This is a genomic window from Psychrobacter sp. A3 (assembly GCF_028823565.1).
Lineage (GTDB): Bacteria > Pseudomonadota > Gammaproteobacteria > Pseudomonadales > Moraxellaceae > Psychrobacter > Psychrobacter celer.
On record NZ_JAPEHS010000048.1, the window covers coordinates 1 to 18,868 of the forward strand.

The 18,868-nt window shown below is 45.5% G+C and carries 15 protein-coding genes and 1 pseudogene; 14 read left to right on the forward strand and 2 right to left on the reverse strand.

All coding sequences use genetic code 11. The features are described 5' to 3' along the window. Positions 1-479 precede the first annotated feature (479 nt). The 13 genes from NK638_RS08030 (at position 480) to NK638_RS08090 (ending at position 14,236) form a co-directional block, all read left to right on the forward strand. Positions 480-1,964, forward strand: a complete 1,485-nt coding sequence (locus NK638_RS08030) for a phospholipase A (protein WP_274632593.1) — start codon at positions 480-482, stop codon at positions 1,962-1,964. A 46-nt stretch (positions 1,965-2,010) separates the two neighbouring features. Beyond that, positions 2,011-2,832 (forward strand): ComF family protein, encoded by an 822-nt coding sequence (locus tag NK638_RS08035; RefSeq protein WP_274632594.1) that lies wholly within the window; start codon positions 2,011-2,013, stop codon positions 2,830-2,832. A 307-nt stretch (positions 2,833-3,139) separates the two neighbouring features. After that, positions 3,140-3,928 carry a pilus assembly FimT family protein gene (locus NK638_RS08040; RefSeq protein WP_274632595.1) on the forward strand — a complete coding sequence of 263 codons (789 nt, stop codon included), beginning with the start codon at positions 3,140-3,142 and terminating at the stop codon, positions 3,926-3,928. Further along, positions 3,925-4,572, forward strand: a complete 648-nt coding sequence (gene pilV / locus NK638_RS08045) for a type IV pilus modification protein PilV (RefSeq protein ID WP_274632596.1) — start codon at positions 3,925-3,927, stop codon at positions 4,570-4,572. The genes NK638_RS08040 and pilV overlap by 4 nt, the downstream gene beginning before the upstream one ends. Continuing rightward, positions 4,573-5,532, forward strand: coding sequence for a PilW family protein (locus NK638_RS08050; RefSeq protein WP_274632597.1), 960 nt, complete (start codon positions 4,573-4,575; stop codon positions 5,530-5,532). It abuts the gene before it with no gap. 20 nt (positions 5,533-5,552) lie between these two features. After that, complete coding sequence (locus tag NK638_RS08055; RefSeq protein WP_274632605.1) at positions 5,553-6,362, forward strand: pilus assembly PilX family protein; 810 nt, start codon at positions 5,553-5,555, stop codon at positions 6,360-6,362. Positions 6,363-6,601: 239 nt separating this feature from the next. After that, the gene (locus tag NK638_RS08060) at positions 6,602-8,212 is read left to right on the forward strand and encodes a hypothetical protein (protein ID WP_274632598.1); all 1,611 of its coding nucleotides are present in this window, start codon (positions 6,602-6,604) and stop codon (positions 8,210-8,212) included. Further along, positions 8,205-10,193, forward strand: coding sequence for a PilC/PilY family type IV pilus protein (locus NK638_RS08065; RefSeq protein WP_274632599.1), 1,989 nt, complete (start codon positions 8,205-8,207; stop codon positions 10,191-10,193). Before NK638_RS08060 ends, NK638_RS08065 begins: the two co-directional genes overlap by 8 nt. Before the next feature lie 71 nt (positions 10,194-10,264). Continuing rightward, entirely contained in the window at positions 10,265-10,837 is a 573-nt protein-coding gene (locus NK638_RS08070) for a prepilin-type N-terminal cleavage/methylation domain-containing protein (RefSeq protein WP_274632600.1), read from the forward strand. Beyond that, positions 10,837-11,289, forward strand: coding sequence for a type IV pilin protein (locus NK638_RS08075; protein WP_274632601.1), 453 nt, complete (start codon positions 10,837-10,839; stop codon positions 11,287-11,289). Before NK638_RS08070 ends, NK638_RS08075 begins: the two co-directional genes overlap by 1 nt. 316 nt (positions 11,290-11,605) lie before the next feature. Beyond that, positions 11,606-12,109, forward strand: coding sequence for a pilin (locus NK638_RS08080; RefSeq protein ID WP_274632602.1), 504 nt, complete (start codon positions 11,606-11,608; stop codon positions 12,107-12,109). Between the two features lie 252 nt (positions 12,110-12,361). Then, complete coding sequence (locus tag NK638_RS08085; RefSeq protein WP_274632603.1) at positions 12,362-13,555, forward strand: serine hydrolase domain-containing protein; 1,194 nt, start codon at positions 12,362-12,364, stop codon at positions 13,553-13,555. A gap of 210 nt (positions 13,556-13,765) precedes the next feature. Continuing rightward, complete coding sequence (locus tag NK638_RS08090; RefSeq protein ID WP_274632604.1) at positions 13,766-14,236, forward strand: pilin; 471 nt, start codon at positions 13,766-13,768, stop codon at positions 14,234-14,236. An 89-nt stretch (positions 14,237-14,325) separates the two neighbouring features. Here the strand turns inward: NK638_RS08090 and fdxA are convergent, their stop codons facing one another. Further along, positions 14,326-14,649, reverse strand: a complete 324-nt coding sequence (gene fdxA, locus NK638_RS08095) for a ferredoxin FdxA (protein ID WP_011279554.1) — start codon at positions 14,647-14,649, stop codon at positions 14,326-14,328. Positions 14,650-14,853: 204 nt separating this feature from the next. Next, positions 14,854-18,054, reverse strand: coding sequence for a DNA mismatch repair protein MutS (gene mutS / locus NK638_RS08100; RefSeq protein WP_446739823.1), 3,201 nt, complete (start codon positions 18,052-18,054; stop codon positions 14,854-14,856). 387 nt (positions 18,055-18,441) lie between these two features. On the opposite strand from mutS, the pseudogene secA reads away from it, so the two are divergent. After that, positions 18,442-18,868: pseudogene (gene secA / locus NK638_RS08105) on the forward strand (preprotein translocase subunit SecA); the annotation flags it as partial.

Here is an 18,868-nt window from a genome sequence, read left to right on the forward strand (position 1 = left end):
TTCAAACACCCGCCTGACATAACAGCTAATGCCGTATATTTTGCCAATCAAAAGCCAAGCGCCTACTATGTTAGGCGCTTGGCTTTTTTGGTAAGGTGTCTTGGGGTTGGCAGGGTGACCGACTAACTATTTGCTTTTATAGGTATTAAATGTCCTTGTCTGTTTATCTTGTTTCTTTATACAGGCATGGTGCTTGATATAATGGTAACCTCTATTGTCTCTCGCTAGTCAAAGTAAGCTCATACGGAGATCTGTCTTTTTGTGTTTGTTATTATCTGTATTTGCAGCAAGGATAACGCTAGTATAGTGTCTATATTTTCATTACAATAAAGCAACAATGCTGAAGGGGCTAGGCGAATTGTCAGCATAGCCCTCGATGTCCATTAATGAATGGTTTTTATATTAGCGCTGATGCTAATGGTATATTCATTATCTAAAATACTCTACTGACCTTATTATTGGTCAGATAAAGGACACCTATGTTTGCCCATATCATTACTCAACGTCAATTACCGCAAGCCTGTGCCACAAGCCAGCCATCTGATGGCTTATCACCCAACTGTCGTCAAAGTAGCCATCGCCATCTATGTGTTGCAATCGCGGCGGCTTTGAGCTTGACGGCTTTACAAGCTCACGCTGCGATGGACGAGCAAACCTATCGGGAGCTGCCAGTTCCAGACGCGGCGTTTGAGTATGAGGATTATGAGGTGCCGCACAGCGAGGCCGATACTGAGCAACCAGCGAGCGCAGAGGCAGGTAAGCAAAACCGTAAAGTGGTCAGTAAAGAGTTTATCGCCAAACAAGCAAAACTGTTTGCTGAATGTACCGAGGTACAGCTGGCGACCGCGCGTTTGGCTTGTTTTGATAAAGTGGCAGAGCAAGGCAAAACGCCGAGCTATACCACCACCAAACAGCCTGTGGACTTAGCCAAAACCTTTCAAAGCACACTGTCAGGCAACCCGCAAGTGGTATTTGTAGAAGAAAGCTCTACCATCACAACCGATAGCAGCAGTGCAGTGGCTGCCGAGCTGCCCCAACAAGCGGCGTCCTCGCCTGAGACGCAGAGTCTAGATACAGTGGGGTTGACCCAACGAGAAGCCAAAGTGCTCGAAAGTGTCGGTGTCAAGCAAACGGACATCGAAAAGTACACCCCGCTGAGCCTATCTTATGATTTGGATAAAAACAGTGAGCGCGGTACTTGGACCGTCAGACCTTATCGTCCAACCTACTTACTGCCGCTGTTTTATACCTTTGACCCTAACTTGGGGCCAAGCAGCCCTTCACAAGACACCGAGCCTTTTACGTCCAATGACGTCCGTGAGACGGAGCTGAAGTTTCAGCTGTCGTTAAAGACCAAAGTGGCAGAGGACTTGTTTGATAGTAGTGCTGATTTATGGTTTGGCTATACCCAAGAGTCGCATTGGCAGGTATATAACGAGGACAACTCTCGGCCATTTCGCGCCACCGACTATCAGCCTGAGATATTTTTGACCCAGCCTGTGACCGCTGACTTACCCTTTGGCGGCCGTCTACGTATGCTAGGTGCAGGTGCCATTCACCACTCTAATGGCCAAGATGATCCGTTATCGCGTTCGTGGAACCGCGCGTATCTGATGGCAGGGGCTGAGTGGGGCAAGTTGTCGGTCGTACCGCGGCTCTGGGCGCGCGTCAATAACGAAAGTAGCAGCAGCGAAGACAACCCTGATATCGAAGACTACATGGGCTATGGTGATATCAAATTTCTATACGATCTGCCAGATCAGCAAAGCCTAAGCGGTACGTTGCGCTATAACCCCAGCACCAATAAAGGCGCGGCGCAGATCGACTACATTTATCCACTGACCGAAAACGTCAATGGCTATGTACAGCTGTTCCAAGGCTATGGCGAGTCTATCATCGACTATAACCATGAAAACACCTCCATTGGTTTTGGTATCGTCTTAAATGATTGGAAGGGGTTTTAAGGCCTTATCGGCGTCGACCGTCTTTGACTGCTAAGGAGTACAAGCAATGCGCCGACTGGCTCCTTATCAAACTGGACTATGGCTGGCAGAGTATGTAGATATACGCTGCCAGCTATGCCGCGTATATCGCAGCACCGCACCATCCCAGCTGCTGTCTTCCCATCTATCCCCAGCCGCTCCTTTTATTGCTGATTCAATACTTACCGATATTTACCTTGGTAAGGTTGCTCGGTATATCCATCGTCACTTGAGTCGCGGTCTGCTCTGTGCTCATTGCCATCATGGTATTACGTGGCTGCCCAAACCATTTAGAGTTGATATCGCAGCTGGCAGCGCCTTGGGCATTCAGGCGTCTACTTTTTATGACTATCCTATTCGGCAAGCCATTCGCGCCTTCAAGCATGACGAAGACATGAGCAAACTGCCACTGCTGCTCCATGCGATTCGTCAACTACCACGGCCACATGGCTGCCATCACGATAATGCTGTCATCGTCGCGATGCCAACCACCCCTCAACGTCTGGTAAAACGTGGCTTTGATCCGGTCAGTATCTTAGCCGCGCAGCTGTCTAAGCATTGGCAAATCCCCTTATGGCATGGGGTAGAGCGCATGGACGATACGGTCAGCCAGCAAGGCCTAACACGTGCTGAGCGCCTCAGCAATCTCAATAATGCTTTTGTGCTGACCGAAACCCCGCCAGTTAAACGTTTACTGCTGTTCGATGATGTCGCAACCACAGGTGCTAGCCTACAAGCGCTGGGCCGCGCTTTGTATAAACCTGCTACCAATACCGCCTCTGCGTCCTCATTGCCGACCAACCGCTATCACCTATCTGCCTATGCACTCGCTCATGGGAGTCAGCAGTAAGCTTGCTGGCTTGCGACTTCGATTTGATATACACTAAATAATTCTGGAATGTTTCTGTAACGATGATATGAGTAACTGATAAGATAAGAGACCGTATCGCTAGACTTAGTAAATCTATTAGATCAGCAATGAGTATAGACCTGAGTAATAGTAAATGGTACAAAAATTGCAGGTATGTAGTTCAAGCCTATTAAACAACTTTTTAAGATGCCTTTATAAAGATTAAATTTCCTTAAGCGGTTAAATACGCTATTGTTTGATAAAAATCACGTCAGTTTTTGACAGTAACCAAGAATAGGATAGCGACATGCATAATTCTACGGTAAAAATATCACAAGCCAGATTTATAGCTTGCTTAGGGTTCACATTAGTTGAGCTAATGGTGACGATCGTGGTCTTAGGTATTGTTGCAAGCATTGCTGCTCCTAGTATAAGTAAACAGTTAGCAAATCAGCGAGTAAAATCAACAACCACTACTTTAGTAAATGTGTTAAAAGAGGCTAGAGCTGAAAGTAGTATTAATAAAATACCCGTAACCGTTAGCTATATGAATGGAAATAAGTCAAACAATATGATCAATGTTGAGGTTCCCTATTCAGGCCCGTTAGTATCTTTAACAGTAACAAGACCTAAAGACTGGACAAGCTTTTTTATTAATTCAGCATGGGCGTTAGATACGCCACCGACAGATCCAGATAGTGGCGGGAACGGAAACGGAAACGGGAACGGAAACGGGAACGGGAACGGGAACGGGAACGGGAACGGGAACGGGAACGGGAACGGGAACGGAAGCGGAAGCGGAAGCGGAAGCGGAAGCGGAAGCGGAAGCGGAAGCGGGAACGGAAGCGGGAACGGAAGCGGGAACGGAGCTGGAAACCCTACAGAATCAAACTTAGTAATTATTGCGACTTATCCATATGATGCGAAGAGTATTGTAAAGTCTTCAGCGAATAAGATAACTTTCAGGCCTAATAAAACAGTAAGTACCGGGGTCACATATACTATTTGTGATAGTAACAAATCCGCCACCTCTAGACAGGTAGTTGTTAGTAGCGTAGGACTAATCAGTAGCAAGCTAGGAGGGGTTTGTGAATGAGAGTTAATAATAGGCAGTCAGGTATCGGGCTAGTAGAGGTATTGGTTGCTGTATTACTGTTGTCTATTGCTGTATTAGGCTTTAGCGCATTACAAGTGCGTGCTATTAGCACTACAGACGAAAGCTTAGTTAGGACTAAGTCATTGACAGTCGTACGTAACTTGGCCGAGGTGATGCGGGCCTATCCTGAAGCATATGTGACAGGTAGTGGCAGCAGCTTTGCCAAAGCAGTAGCTAGTGATAACAACGCAGTACCAACTGTACAAGCGGTGGTTAGTAGTAATGCAACGGATAGCGTTACGATCGATAGTCAAGTCGTGAGTATTGTAGGAACAGATAGCTGTCTATCTACCACCACTAAAACCATAGAAGGTAAAGAGATCGCCCAGCAGTCCTGTGATATCAATCAGTTAGCAGCACGTGATGCTTTAATAGTTAAAAAAATGGCAAAAGATCAAGATCTTAGTGTTAGTATCGTTATGTGCCCAGGTACATCTGCACAAGCTATTCAACAGCAAATGTGTGTTATCACGGCATGGAGTGATACCAAGGCTATCCTTGATGATAATGATAGTAAAGCTTGTGCCTCTGCTAATGGTGTATATAAGACAGGTAGTCACTGTCTTATCTCGGAGGCTTACTAGATGACAAAATACCGTACTGCCCGTTTGTTGTCCAATGCATCTTTAACGAACATTCGTGGTTTCACTCTTATTGAGTTGATGATTGCTTTAGTGCTTGGACTTTTGGTTTCTGCAGCTGTAATGCAGGTCTATTTGATTAATACTCGTACCATCACCATCCAACAAAGCGCTTCTGAGGTACAAGATAGCAGTATTTTCGCTATGCAAGCTATTGAAGAACACGTTCGTCTAGCAAATCTAGGGAACCCTATCAGTTATATCACGGATGCTACTGATCATGGTGGTATTGTATTAACTCAAACTAACTTAGGTACAAATAATACAACCGCCACCAAGTACCTTACATTAAATAGCGCTACTGGTTTATCCAACATCAAAGATAAGCCAAGTGACCAATTAACTATTCAGTATAAGAACATCACTCCATATGATCTATATGATTGTGAAGGTGGAAAAATTGAAGTAGCAGAACAAGATTGGGTCGTTGAGCGTTACTTTGTGCGTCTAGCAACAGGTGCAAGTAATTCAGCTACCACCAAAGACTTGGTATTAGCTTGTACAGCGGGGCGTGTAGATACAGATGGTAATGTGACAGAGGCATTTACTGGCAATGGTGAAGTAGTAGTTGCAGCTATTGATCAATTCAAAATCCTTTTGGGTGTGCAGGCAGCTGTCGATCAGCTGACTTATTTGCCGCCTAGCGTTTATTTAGATATTGATAAGCCAACTAAGGGCGAAAAACCTGCTATTACAAGCGTCAAGCTTGGCATGATCGTACGTAGTAACACACCGCTCATCACTGATACTGATGCAGATGAGTTTACTTTGTTAGGCACAAAGCACGAACTTAAAGCAGATAGCTCGCGTAAAAAATACTATCGACGTAGCTATGAATCGACTATATTGTTACGAAGTGCTCGGATAATGAGCATTGTGGCTACTGTCAATAACACACCATAAAGGAGAGTCAAGTGTCTGATATGCCGAGCTCATATCCTAGCGAGTTGCCAGTTGCCCAACAGGGTGCTGTATTAATCGTGGTATTGTTATTTTTGATGTTAATCATCTTGGTAGGTGTTATTGCGGTCAGACAGAGTACGACAGACTTACGACTGGCCACCAGTGACCAAATAAATACCTTATTATTACAGTCAGCTGATAATGCTCATCAAAATATAGAACAGAGCATCAATGGCAGTAGTAACACAAATATTTATAACGACATGATCTCACGTAGTGGTCCTTTTGGGCACTTCATGTTAAATAGCGATAGTATAGATCATGAGTATATCTTTTGCTTTCGTCCACGGGGGCAATTTTTTGACATCAATAAAGCCTCAATCATTACTCCATCTGGTAGTTTGAATAATAAAGGTTATTGTAATCCAGCTGTGTCTGATGACTACATCAGCGCTCGTAATGCCAGCATGACTCAGGTCAGTGTTGCCCTAACGCCGCCTAGCTCTGAAAACGAGCCTTTTAGAAGTTATACAATCGGTCAAGACAGTAGCGAGATATCTAGTCAAGCTTTTACTTTTGATATCAATAGTACGGCAGTATTACCAGCATATGGTGACACATCGGTAGGTAGCAAAAATTGTTTTGAACAAACAAGCCGCTTACACTCAGTAAATGATACGACTGATACTATCGGAGGCTGTATGACAAAAGCGGGTGTGCCAAGTACGGTCATCTATGAGATGGCCAATGTCGAAAACCAATCTAAGCGCACTAAATGCGTCAATTTTGGTAAAGGTAGCGGTAAGCTCTGCACATTACCTACTAGTTAGTCCAACCACCATAGTTATGTCTGAGTCAAATATTAAAAAATTGCTATTAGGAGTAGGTCATGATCTACAGAAATAACAAATCGTACTCACGCAAGTGGCCTATCAAAGCATTGACAGCGTCAATAATTATGGGTCTGATAACGACATCTGCGCATACCAATACTGCCACTATTAAGCGTAAACCGATTGGCGACTTAGAGATTTATGCACCTGCTAAGCCTGGAACGGCTGCTATTTTTATGATGTTAGATACATCAGGAAGTATGAGCTATTATGACGGCTCTTGTAGGGGTCAAAAGAGTTATAGAACAGATAAAGCCATTCAGCTGGTTGTGTATGAGCGTGAAAAGGATGCAAATCAGCCTGATGGTCTGCTACGAGATGAAAACGGTAATACAGTTTTAAACTTTAATCAAGTGCATGCACAAGGACCCTATACTCCTTATGGTTGTACTGATAGGTATGATCGAAGTAATATAACAACTGATCGCATGACACAGCTCAAATTAGCCCTTTTAGAGCTACTTGCTGATAGGGTTTATAACGTACAAGATGGAAGTCTCAAACCGACAGGTTCGCTACCTGATGATTATAGTATTGGCATGGGGAATTATAGCCTCAATGGTGATGGTAGTCGGGCAGTTATTCTAACACCTACCCGCGAGTTGAGCGCAGAGCAGCGTGTTGAATTGCTCAATAAGGTCATAGGTCTAAACCCTACTGGAGGAACGCCTACAGCCCACGCTTTAGCAGAATCTGGTGCTTATATGATGGGCACCTCTACAAAAGATAGTGGTTATAGTAATAGTACTTGGTGGAGCGGTTTTGACTACTCTGATAACAGTACCAAAAATAACGGCAGTTATATATCGCCCCTCAATGATGAAGAATGTAGTGGTAATGGTATTTATCTATTAACTGATGGTTATCCTAATGGTAGTAGCACTAGCAGAGCAAAAACTATTATGAATAACTCACTGTCTTACTCATCATCTTTATCTATAAATACTTGCAGTGGTTTGCCAAATGTAGATAGTAATAGAGGCTGGGCATGTATGGCAAGCTATGCTGCGCTACTACGTAACCCTGCTAACAACCCAAAAGGGCTACCGATCAAAACGGCGACCGTTGGGTTTGGTAAAGATTTTGATGGCTTAACAGGTACTCGTAATATTATTATCAATGGTAAATCAAAAGAAGTCACCGATTGCAACAGCGGAAATAATGTCGATGACGATATTCGTAACCTTTGTAAACTTGGTGAACGCAAAGGTGATGATGAAGTAAAAACCTTTGGCGATGGCGGTTTTTACTATACAGAAAAGTCTGAAGATATTGCTGCCAGTATCGTTGACTTTGCTTCAGGTTTGGTTCAAATAATCAACACAGCACCCTCTGGCACGATCACAATTCCTGATGATCCATATCGTGCTGCTAATCAGCTACCTTATGCCTATCTACCTATGCTAGATCCAAATATTGCCTCAGCAAGCAGTATCTGGCGCGGCAACCTAAAAAAATATGACCTAAATAAAGGCACATTATATGGTAAAAACGATAAGCTGCTATATGAAGATGTCGCAGGTAACCTAAGTGCTGCCACTCAAGACTTGTGGCAAACCGTTGGAGTTAGTGTAGATGGTAAGCCGGCTAACAATAATATTGCCGCTGGCGGTGTCTATGCACAGCTGAAGTCTCCAAACTCCGGGCTATCTAGTCTACGTACTGTCTATGTAGAAGACACTCTACAGGACAAAAAGACGCCTGTTTTACGCAAAATAACTGTGGATAGTAATGGTAAGCCACAAAACTTCGGACACGCCTGTTTTACGCAAAATAACTGTGGATAGTAATGGTAAGCCACAAAACTTCGGCAACCTTGTTGATAGTGTTTATACCGACGCAAATGAAATAAACAAACGTCGTTTACTGAGCTTTTTAGGTTTTAGTGAAGTATTGACTAAAGATGGTCAGTCGACTAGCTCTGATGAAGTAGATAAGCTAAAACTCGACCAGCCTACCAATGAAGTCAAGGTACTTGGTGGAGTAGTGCACTCTACACCCACAGCAGTCTCTTATGGCGCGACCCTAGATAACAATGGCCGTATCACTGATACGCGCGACGATTACGTATTATTTGGCTCAATGGATGGGGCACTGCATTTAGTCGACGCCGATACAGGTGTAGAAGAGTTCGCTATCATCCCTAAGCTTATGGTGGAGACGCAACCAAAAGCATTGGTAGAAGGTTCTATAAAAGATGAAGTTGGAACACCATATTTCGGTGTTGATGCGCCGTGGCTGGTCACCACTGATTATAAATACGATTTAGAGAATAAAAGAGTCACGGTGGATACTACAGATGATAAGGGTATGTTTGCTTATGGTGGCTTGCGAATGGGTGGACAAGCTTTCTACGGTATAGACATTAGTGATAAATCCAGTCCTAAAATTAAATTTAGTATCACGCCAAACACCTTAAACGGTGAGCCCTCGACGAAGTTTTCTCGACTTGGACAAATTTGGAGCAAACCAACAGCGGCCAAAATTCGCTTAAATAAAGGATCAGACGCTAACAAAAACACTAAACCTACTGATGTCCTGATATTTGGTGGTGGCTATGATATGAGCTACGAAGACGCTGAGTATGCTCCTACTGATAGCAAGCCTGCTAAAGGCAATGCTATCTACATGATTAATGCTAAGACTGGTGATTTAATTTGGTCAGCGACCAAAAGTGATAATAGCAACATGATTCATAGTTTTACGGGCGAAATTACCGTACTTGACCGTGACAATGACGGGCTGATGGATCATCTTTATGCTGCTGACCTTGGTGGACAGGTGTTTCGAGCAGACTTTGAAAATGCGCGAATCGAGCAGTTTGGTTTTGACGCAGTTGATAATTTTAGCAATAAAAGTATGACTCGTATCCTAAATGCCAGTGCTGATGTCGACAAAAAATATGCATACCGTTTTTATACCCGTCCAGTAGTAAGCTTCTACCGTAGCGAAGGCGGCTCTAACAACGGTAGTATCTTTGCCCTTATTAATGTCATCTCTGGTAATCGTAGCTCGCCACTGTCGACGTTGCGTGACAACAATGAGTATGCCAATCGAGTCTACGGTATCATTGACACTGATATCTCGAGTATTGATTTATACAAAGATGGATTCACTAAAACCGTCACTAATTTGAAAAATGAAAACTTGGTGAATTTGGCCGATAAGCTTGCGGGTACTGTGACTGCCGATAAGAAGTCTGAGGTCAAGAAGTTGATGATTACGGGTGGCAAAAAAGGCTGGTATTATCCACTGACTCGTTTTGACGGCTATAGTAAAGTCAGGTACAACAAGGGTGTAGGTGACATGGCTGCTATCAACAATATCTTATATACCACTGTCTATAACCCCGATAAAATCTATGGCGCCGTCTCAAGTTGTGCAGCACGAATCGTAGGTGGTTCAGAGCGTCAGCTATATTGTCTACCTTACGGTATCTGTATGGATGATGATTCAGTGACAGGCACTGGTGGCTACGTTCCGGCAGGACAAGGTATTCAAGAGCTGACGCTTGGTGCATACAACGCTGATAACAAAGACATAAAGGTCTTGATAGGTACTACTACTATTGCTGATCGTATCGAAGCTGCAAACCGTGCTGGATACGGTCAAGATAGTTTTAAAAACGACAGTAATATCAAAGATCTTTATCCTGGTACTGGTAAGCCAAGTCAAGCTGGCGGTGATGGTAGCGCAACGGAATACTTATTTAATGAGCGCTATACGCTACAGCCAAAAGCATGGTATGAGCAAAACAGCAGTCAATAAAAAACTGGTGTTTTATAGTGAGACTTCGTCAAGATAAAAGATAAGGGTGACAAAAGATGGCGGCAAACATAATGGCATATCGCTCATCAGTCGCGCGCCGCGTGGCTCAGGGCTTTACGCTTATCGAGCTGATGATTATCATTTTTATCATCGGTATACTAGCTGCCATCGCTATTCCTAGCTATCGGCGCTATGCAGTACTAAATGCGGAGCGTGACGTCCAAGCTAAGATGCAACAACTTCAAATAGAGCTGGAGCGATGGCGCAGCAGACAGCTTAGCTATCAAGGGTTTGCTCCGCAAAAAATAACTACTAGCAACGGAACTGCTACTCCAACTTATGTTTATGACGACAAACCAACCAATAAAACGATTTATGTCCCAAGTGGGAGTAACGCTAGTAATTATCGTTACCAGATTACGTTGGTTGATGGTAGAGACACCAGCAGTTCTTTGATAACTAGCGGCACTGATGTTGATACAGTCACAGGTCGCTCATGGAAAATGCTAGCTTCACCTAACAACACAGGTATCACTAAAAATGCTCACTATATGATGCTCGGCAGTAATGGTGTGCGTTGTCAAAATGAGAATGAAGTAAAAATAGGCGATAAGAACTGCGGCACAGGCCAGAAGGAGTGGTAATGATCAACAGTAGCAAGCATACACAGAGTGGTTTTACTCTCGTCGAGGTGATGATCGTCGTCGCCATCATCGGTGTGCTCGCGGCTATCGTTTATCCCAGCTATCAGCGCTATGTCATCAAGACCAAGCGGGTCGATATGATGACAGAGATGCAAAATATCGCCTCAGAGATTGAGAGTCGCAAGCTGGCACAGGGTAGCTACCGTGCTATCAGTGCGCAGATCAAAGCAGACTTTGCGACCGTCTATCCTCAGCAAGGGACAGCGCTATATACGGTCGGCTTTACCCCTGATCCGCTCGCTTCTACGTGGATGATTACGGCAACGCCGAAGTCTGGTACGCAAATGGCAAGTGATGGCGTGGGAGCCTTAATTATCAAAACATTAAATGCCGTACTATCGGTACCGAAAAAAAATGCGGCACTGGTAGCGAATGGAATGACTAAAAAATAGTCTGGCAACTGACAATTATTGTCAGTTATCGTGAGCCAGAGTAGCTGCCATTGACATAAACTGACACTTTTAGTTATGCTTAGCGTAACAATTAGTGTCAGTAGATAACAGTACGGTAAGTGACTGCACGAAAATATTGATAAATAGCGATAAGAATTGAGCACTTAGCACATATACCTACTATAACTAATGATATTGGCACGCTATATGCATCTACTAGAGCACGAAAGATCAATACACTATATCCAATACCTAACATAACGAAAGATAGCGCGAGCGAATATCCGTTATCTTTATCCTCTCTAAAGGAGTTCTTATGAACGCTCAAAAAGGTTTTACCTTAATCGAACTAATGATCGTGGTTGCTATCATCGGTATCTTGGCCGCAGTTGCGATTCCTCAGTATCAAAACTATATCACTAAGTCTCAAGTATCCCGTGTTATGGGTGAAACAGGTGGTTATAAAACTGCTGTAGAAGATTGTGTTAATGCTGGTAAAACTACTGGTACCACAAGCTCATCTACGGTATGTGATGCAGCTGACTTAGGTCTAACAGCATCTAACTTATTAGGTGAAGCTGTTCAAGTAACTGGTACTGACGCCAATTCACCAAAAATTAATATTACTGCTGATGGTAAAGCTACGATCGAAGGCAAATTTGGTAGTAACGCCTCTTCTAATTTAAAGGGTGATACCCCAAAACTATTACATTGGTTACGTGACGAGAATGGTACATGGACTTGCACAACTGATGTCGATTCAAAGTATGTACCTTCAGGCTGTGAAGCTTCTTCGTCAGCTTTAACAGCATTAACTTAATTAGTGTTATTTCTATAAATAAAAAAGCCAAGTATGTTTACTTGGCTTTTTTCTGTTTCATACTATAGTCAACCCGATATAAAAGTGATGCAGTGAATTAAAAAAATGTTTTTCGTAGCTTCTATCAGTGTAGACACAGCATACAAGAAAAACAACTTTTTATTAAGCGACTTTATAACCCTACGTTTTATTTGTTTAAACTCGACTATAGTTACTCACTATTAAAAGCTATCTTAACGATGAATACCGCCAATGTTTAAAGATTTGAAGTGGACGGATATTGGAATAGTATTAGTTCTATTCTATGTCACTACAGTATGGGGGTATTATTATGCGAACCCTCAAGCACGTAATAAATTATGGCTAAAGACTTATCCTATTCGTGCTGAGTTGGCTGTCAGAGAAATGACTTGTAGTGATGATAGCCCTACGTGGCTTGCTGATGTTTTACGCTATCAAACCCGCCATGGTAATGCTCCTGCCAACCAAATTGCTTATATAGAGCCTAATGGCACACTGCATCACTGCGAAAACGGCTATCAGGGTAAGTATCCTATACTATCGGATGCCACAACCGAACAGACACGCTTTCGCTATGCTAGCGTCACCAAGCTATGGACGTCTGATGCGATATTAGCACTGGTCAAAGAAGGTAGATTATCCCTAGATACCAAACTTTCAGCGATCATCACTGAGATTGACACGCCAAAAGATGCGCGTATCAAAGACATTACTATCGGGCAGTTATTATTGCACCGCGCCGGGTTTGATCGTTATAGCGTCTTTGGGCAGGACATGTTTGGTATCGGCAAGGCTATTTGTCCCAATCACATCACTGAATTAAATAATATTGAGTTAGGCTTTACCCCTGATAGTAAAACCAGTTATTCTAATCTGGGCTACTGCCTACTGGGCGAAGTTGTTAGCCGCATCTATAACAAACCATATACGAAGGTCATCGCAGAAAACTATAGTTTTGCTGACACGAGTCTACGTTTTATACCCAATCATGCTATGAATGATGAGGTGACATATAACTATGTCGAAACAGGGCTAACTGGATACGCTGATATCTATACAGCATTTGATTATGAAGGGCTTGCGTCGGCTGCGGGGTTATCGGGAAATGCTATTGATTTAGCCCAACAAGTAAAGGCAATGTCGCTTAAATCACCACCAAACATATTAACAGACAGCTCTAAAGTAGCCTGTGACTTGACACAAATAGCAGAGTGCTATGGTTATGCGATGGTCACTTATCAGCCCGATCCTCAATCAGTCAAAGTACACTATCGTGATGGTAACTTATTGGGATTATCATCATTAGTAGCCGTTAGTGATAACGGTAGTGTGGTGGCGTTATTAAGTAATGGCACATCAAACGAAGGCGTTAAGGGCAGTAATAAGGTGAAGATGATGATATACCAACATATGATTGATCAATAGTAACAAGCGTAGGCTAGGCTCTTAACTTAGCTCATATCATACAAGGCAAAATGCTGAACGAAATGTCCAGTGTATGCAAAGTCTGATTAAACGCAAAAAGCCAAACGTACTGTTTGGCTTTTTTGCGTTTAATAACTGGCTAATCGCCGCAAACCTAACTGGCATACTCTCTGCACCATAGCAACTATCACATTAATTGATAATAATGCTATGAAGTATCAACATCATACTGCCGCAAATCGTCACCTGACACAATCCGGCAGCGCGCAATCTGGCTATACCTTGATAGAGCTAATGATCGCCGTCGCTATCATCGGTATCTTGGCAGCGACAGCGACCGTCAGCTATCAGACGCAGGTCAGAAAGACCCAGATCATGACTATTTATAAAGAAATAAATCACTTTCGTCTGCCATATCGTACCTTGATTGACAATGGCGCAGGGGTGGCAGATTTTAGTCCTCGTGGGCTAAATATGCCAGCCCAGACCAAATATTGTCAGTTTACCGTCACAGCACCGCTGGCTGGCAGTACGACAGCAAATGCTATTATTTGTCGTATTCACAACCTGCCTTATTTGCAAGCGCAGACGCTCAGCCTTGATTATTTAGCGGATGGGACGTGGCAGTGTCAGGCAAGTGCGGGTATCAAAGACGCGTATTTACCACAAGCTTGTCAGTAGTTATGATAAAAAACCACCGAACAGCAGTTGCCGCTCGGTGGTTTTTTATTGACGGGGTTTATCCACGCATCAAAGTGCGATCAGGCTGCCTACTTCTCTAAATACTGAATTTTACCCTCGACGCCGTCCCATTTGGCGGCTTCTGGCATCTGCTCTTTCATCTCTGTGATGTTTGGCCATTTTTGCGCCAGCTCTTCATTTAGCTGAGTGAACATCTCTTGCCCCTTCGGCACCTCGTCTTCTGAGAAGATGGCATTGGCCGGGCATTCAGGCTCACATAGCGCGCAGTCGATGCACTCATCAGGGTCGATGACCAAAAAGTTTGGTCCTTCATAAAAGCAGTCCACAGGACAGACTTCCACACAGTCGGTGTATTTGCAAAGAATGCAGTTATCTGTAACGACAAAGGTCATAGTGATGTCTACCTGTTATTGATTTGGCTGATATGGTGCCTGTATCGTCAGCGCCTACCGCGGCGAGTATGACGGCGATCGCGATACTCAATCGTCGCGGCAGTCTGCTTAATGACGCACCATAAGGGCTAGAGTAAGTAAAAAACTAGATTGACTAAAAACAAGCCACATTTTAGCGCCTTTATGCTGATTTGACAATTCCCTTTAGTGACTAATGATATCCTTAAGATGATAGAGCAGGTCATGCGCTTGTTTGGGCGTTAGGTTATCAGGGTTGATGGCTGCCAGCTCGTCTTGTAAGCTAAATAGCTGATTTTGCTGTGGAATATCTGCTACTGCTTGCTCATAGTTTAGAGGGTTGGCCTCTACGGTGGTCAGCGGTCTTTGATTGTCAAGCTGGCAATTATCCGTTCGCGACTTAGCTAAGTCGCTTTTGTCATCAACGGCTTGAGCGTCATCAACGCATTGGGAGTCATCAATGCTTTGAGTATTCGCCACCATCGTTGGATTATCGCGCAAGTAGCGTTTGGCGTCACCAATCACCGATGGCGGAATGCCGGCCATCTTGGCGACATGGAGGCCAAAGCTAGAGCTGGCCGCGCCATCACGGATTTGGTGCAGCAGTAGTAGTTGCCCATCGATTTCACTGGCGGCGACATGGACGTTACGAATACCTTTATTTTGCGCAGCCAATTGTGTCAGCTCAAAGTAGTGGGTGGCAAACAGGGTCAAGCAGCCGATCTCAAGCAGCCGGTTGACACAAGCGTGGGCGATGGCCAGCCCGTCGGTGGTGGCAGTACCGCGGCCGACTTCATCCATGAGCACCAGTGATTTATCGGTCGCTTGGTTTAAGATATTGGCCGTTTCGATCATCTCAACCATAAAGGTCGACTTGCCGCCTGCCAAATCATCAGCCGAGCCAATACGGGTAAAGATGCGGTCGATATCACCGATGCGCGCGCTGGCCGCTGGCACAAAGCTGCCACAGTGCGCGAGCAGGACAATAAGAGCGGTCTGGCGCATGTAGGTTGATTTGCCGCCCATATTGGGGCCTGTGATCATCAGCAGGCGCTCAGGATGTCCTTCTTTAGTATTGGCACTGCCCAGCGCGCAGTCGTTGGCGACAAAGGCATGGGCGCGCGCAGGTTTGCTGGTGTGTTGGCTGAGGTTTTGGCTAAAAGTCTGTGTTGTGCCTTGCGCGGCTGGGCTGCTGGTATTGTCGGGGTTTAATGCCGCCTCGACCACCACATGGCGGCCTTGCTGGATGTCGATACTGCTCTGGTCGCTGTTTTTTAACAAGTTGCCATCGCTTGAATCGTTAGTCATAACGGGACGTTGCCAATTATAAAGGGTCGCAAGCTGCGCCCAGTTGCTGAGTACATCTATTTGAGCGATGGCAGCGCTTAGCTGCTGCAATGCGGCTAAATGACTACTGAGTATCGTCAACAGCTCATGATATAGCTGTTTTTCTCGAGCCAGTGCTAAGCTTTGTGCGCTTAGGTATTCGGTCTCGACTTCTTTTAGCTCATCGGTGATAAAACGCTCACTACTCTTGAGCGTTTGCCGACGGATAAAGTGGGCAGGGGCATTCTTTGCTTGCATTTTGGGTAGTTCAAAATAAAAGCCACTGACTTTATTAAACCCGACTTTTAGACTGGGTAGCTGATTGTCCTGACGGGCGCGCGCGACCATCTCATCTAGTGTCACTTGGATGTTGTCATGTAGGTGTGTGAGGCGATCGAATTCTTCATCATAACCGGCAGCTATCATACCGCCATCGCGGATATGAGCAGGTGGCTCTGGGATAATGGCACGCTCGATCAGCTCGGCGACGGATTGTACCGCAGGTAGCTGCGCGGGCAGTTGCTGCATGAGCATGGCAAGCAGTCCTGCCTGCTCTTGATGGATGCCTGCTTGCTCTAATAAGGTGCTCAGCTGCGCGCTGCTGTTGATACCGTCCACCAGTTTGCGCAAGTCTCGCGGTTTGGCGCTCATCAGCCCGATGCGACTGCTGATTCGCTCGATATCACCGATGGCGCTTAGCGTGTCGCGTAAATTCTTGACCAATGAGGGACGCTGTAGCTGCGGACTATGCGGACGACTGTGCTTGCTGCTGTCAGCTGGGCTGTCTGTATGCAAAAGTTTGTCTATGGCGTCTAGGCGCATATTGATACGTGCATGCTGGCGCAAGGGGCGTTTCATTTGTTGCACCAGCAGGCGGCGCCCCATCGGCGTTTGGCAGTGACCCACGACCGAGACCAGCGATGTACCGCTGCTACTGACTGGAGCAAACAGCTCAAGGTTTTGCTGACTACCGGCATCGATGATCAAGTAATCATCGCTAAACTCGACGATAAGCTGATTGACCTGCGGCACATGACGCTGCTGGGTTTGCTGCGCATAATGAATCAAGGCGGCACAGCTAGACTGGCTAAGCGGCGCGTCATGGATACCAAGCCCATCGAGACGCTGCACCCCAAACTGCTGACAAAGGGTGTCTGCGGCATGGGCGCGGTGAAAGTCATTGGCAGCGACTTCGATGATCGGACAGTCCAGGTGTTGTCGCAGCCATAGCGGCCAGTCGGTATCAGCACTGCCAGTAGCATCGCTCAGTGCTTCGCTGATGATACATTCGCTAGGGGCGAAGCGGGCAAGCACTGTCAGCATCTGCGTTCGTAGGTCATCGTAGTCATCATGATTGGCGCTCAGGCTCTGAGTGGTCAGGGTGCCAGCGGCTAAGTCGAGCTGACTGACGGCGGCCTGTAGGGGCTGCTTGCTGTTTGCTCGCGGCTGGGCGATATCGATTGCCACTACGGTCGGTGTGTGGTTGGGCGCGATCAGCGCGTCATCCGTGATGGTGCCTGCGGTCAGCGTTTTGACCACCTCACGGCGCATGATACCAGTGGCCTTGCTACTCTTTTTTTGTTTATCGCCCATCGCCGATGGAGCAGAGGAGGGGTTGGCTGCATCGGTTGATGCGTCGTCCACTTGCTCACAGACGACCACTGTCTGACCTGCCGCGATGAGCCGCGCCATGTAGCTGTCGGCAGCATGAAACGGCACACCCGCCATGGCAATGGTATTGCCTGCTTTGTCGGTGCCGCGGCGCGTGAGCGTGATGTCTAGTATCTGTGCGGCACGCTTGGCATCATCAAAAAACAGCTCATAAAAATCACCCATCCGGTATAGCAGCAGCGCTTGTGGATAGTTGGCTTTCATGGTTAGATATTGCACCATCATCGGCGTGTGATCGGCCAAATGATAAACAGTATCGCCGATAAGTAGCTGATCGGCGTCTGCAGATTTGGTAGCGCTTGCCTTGGATGAAGGCTGTTTGGCCGCGGTATCTTTTGTGGGCGCAGGATGGCTAATACGAGCGTGCGGGGCAGAGGTGTTGACGGTCATGCAGAGTCTCTTATGGTACTTAAATGGGTTTGCTTAGAAAAAATGCGTATTTTTTAGAAAAAATCGAGGATGCAGGTTGGCAGTTATTTGCGTTTATTGATATCACGAAACAGCTGTTAAATTAAGGGTATAGGCGCTATTTTAACACGTTCAGCGCTGTTTTTACGTCGGCAAATATCTGCTCACAGCCCTTGTATCCATCAGCGTCATAACCATATATAATGACGGCACACTTAATTGGGCGATACTTAGTTGAGCGCAGTATCATAAAATAGCGCGCAGTATTAGATAAACTGCGCCGAGTGACGACAAGCACCAAGTAGGGTGCTACGCTAGGCATTGGCTAATGCGCACTAATTATCGAATATTTCCATAGGTCAAAAAATTATGTTATCAAAGATTATAGGCAGTGTGGTTGGCACCAAAAATGACCGCGAACTAAAACGCATGCGCCGCGTGGTCAGTAAGATCAACGCACAAGAGGCTGAGATACAAGCCCTGTCTGATGAGCAATTACAACAAAAAACTGCCGAGTTTAAAGCGCGGCACCAAAACGGCGAGAGCTTGGATGCGCTATTGCCAGAAGCGTTTGCTGTCTGCCGTGAGGCGTCATGGCGCGTCAATGGCATGCGCCACTATGATGTGCAGCTGATCGGTGGTATCACCTTGCACGAAGGCAAAATCGCCGAGATGAAAACAGGTGAAGGTAAAACCCTCATGGGTACCTTGGCCATGTATCTAAACGCCATCAGCGGCAAAGGCGTGCATCTGGTCACGGTCAACGACTATCTTGCGGCGCGTGATGCGGAGCTCA

Bases quoted from the DNA above. Each gene is read 5' to 3' on its own strand.
- mutS (WP_446739823.1), bottom strand. From the start codon at position 18,054: ATGACCGTCAACACCTCTGCCCCGCACGCTCGTATTAGCCATCCTGCG.
- NK638_RS08035 (WP_274632594.1), top strand. From the start codon at position 2,011: ATGCGCCGACTGGCTCCTTATCAAACTGGACTATGGCTGGCAGAGTAT.
- fdxA (WP_011279554.1), bottom strand. From the start codon at position 14,649: ATGACCTTTGTCGTTACAGATAACTGCATTCTTTGCAAATACACCGAC.
- NK638_RS08070 (WP_274632600.1), top strand. From the start codon at position 10,265: ATGGCATATCGCTCATCAGTCGCGCGCCGCGTGGCTCAGGGCTTTACG.
- NK638_RS08050 (WP_274632597.1), top strand. From the start codon at position 4,573: ATGACAAAATACCGTACTGCCCGTTTGTTGTCCAATGCATCTTTAACG.
- NK638_RS08090 (WP_274632604.1), top strand. From the start codon at position 13,766: ATGAAGTATCAACATCATACTGCCGCAAATCGTCACCTGACACAATCC.
- NK638_RS08080 (WP_274632602.1), top strand. From the start codon at position 11,606: ATGAACGCTCAAAAAGGTTTTACCTTAATCGAACTAATGATCGTGGTT.
- NK638_RS08055 (WP_274632605.1), top strand. From the start codon at position 5,553: ATGCCGAGCTCATATCCTAGCGAGTTGCCAGTTGCCCAACAGGGTGCT.
- pilV (WP_274632596.1), top strand. From the start codon at position 3,925: ATGAGAGTTAATAATAGGCAGTCAGGTATCGGGCTAGTAGAGGTATTG.
- NK638_RS08060 (WP_274632598.1), top strand. From the start codon at position 6,602: ATGATGTTAGATACATCAGGAAGTATGAGCTATTATGACGGCTCTTGT.
- NK638_RS08075 (WP_274632601.1), top strand. From the start codon at position 10,837: ATGATCAACAGTAGCAAGCATACACAGAGTGGTTTTACTCTCGTCGAG.
- NK638_RS08040 (WP_274632595.1), top strand. From the start codon at position 3,140: ATGCATAATTCTACGGTAAAAATATCACAAGCCAGATTTATAGCTTGC.
- NK638_RS08085 (WP_274632603.1), top strand. From the start codon at position 12,362: ATGTTTAAAGATTTGAAGTGGACGGATATTGGAATAGTATTAGTTCTA.
- NK638_RS08030 (WP_274632593.1), top strand. From the start codon at position 480: ATGTTTGCCCATATCATTACTCAACGTCAATTACCGCAAGCCTGTGCC.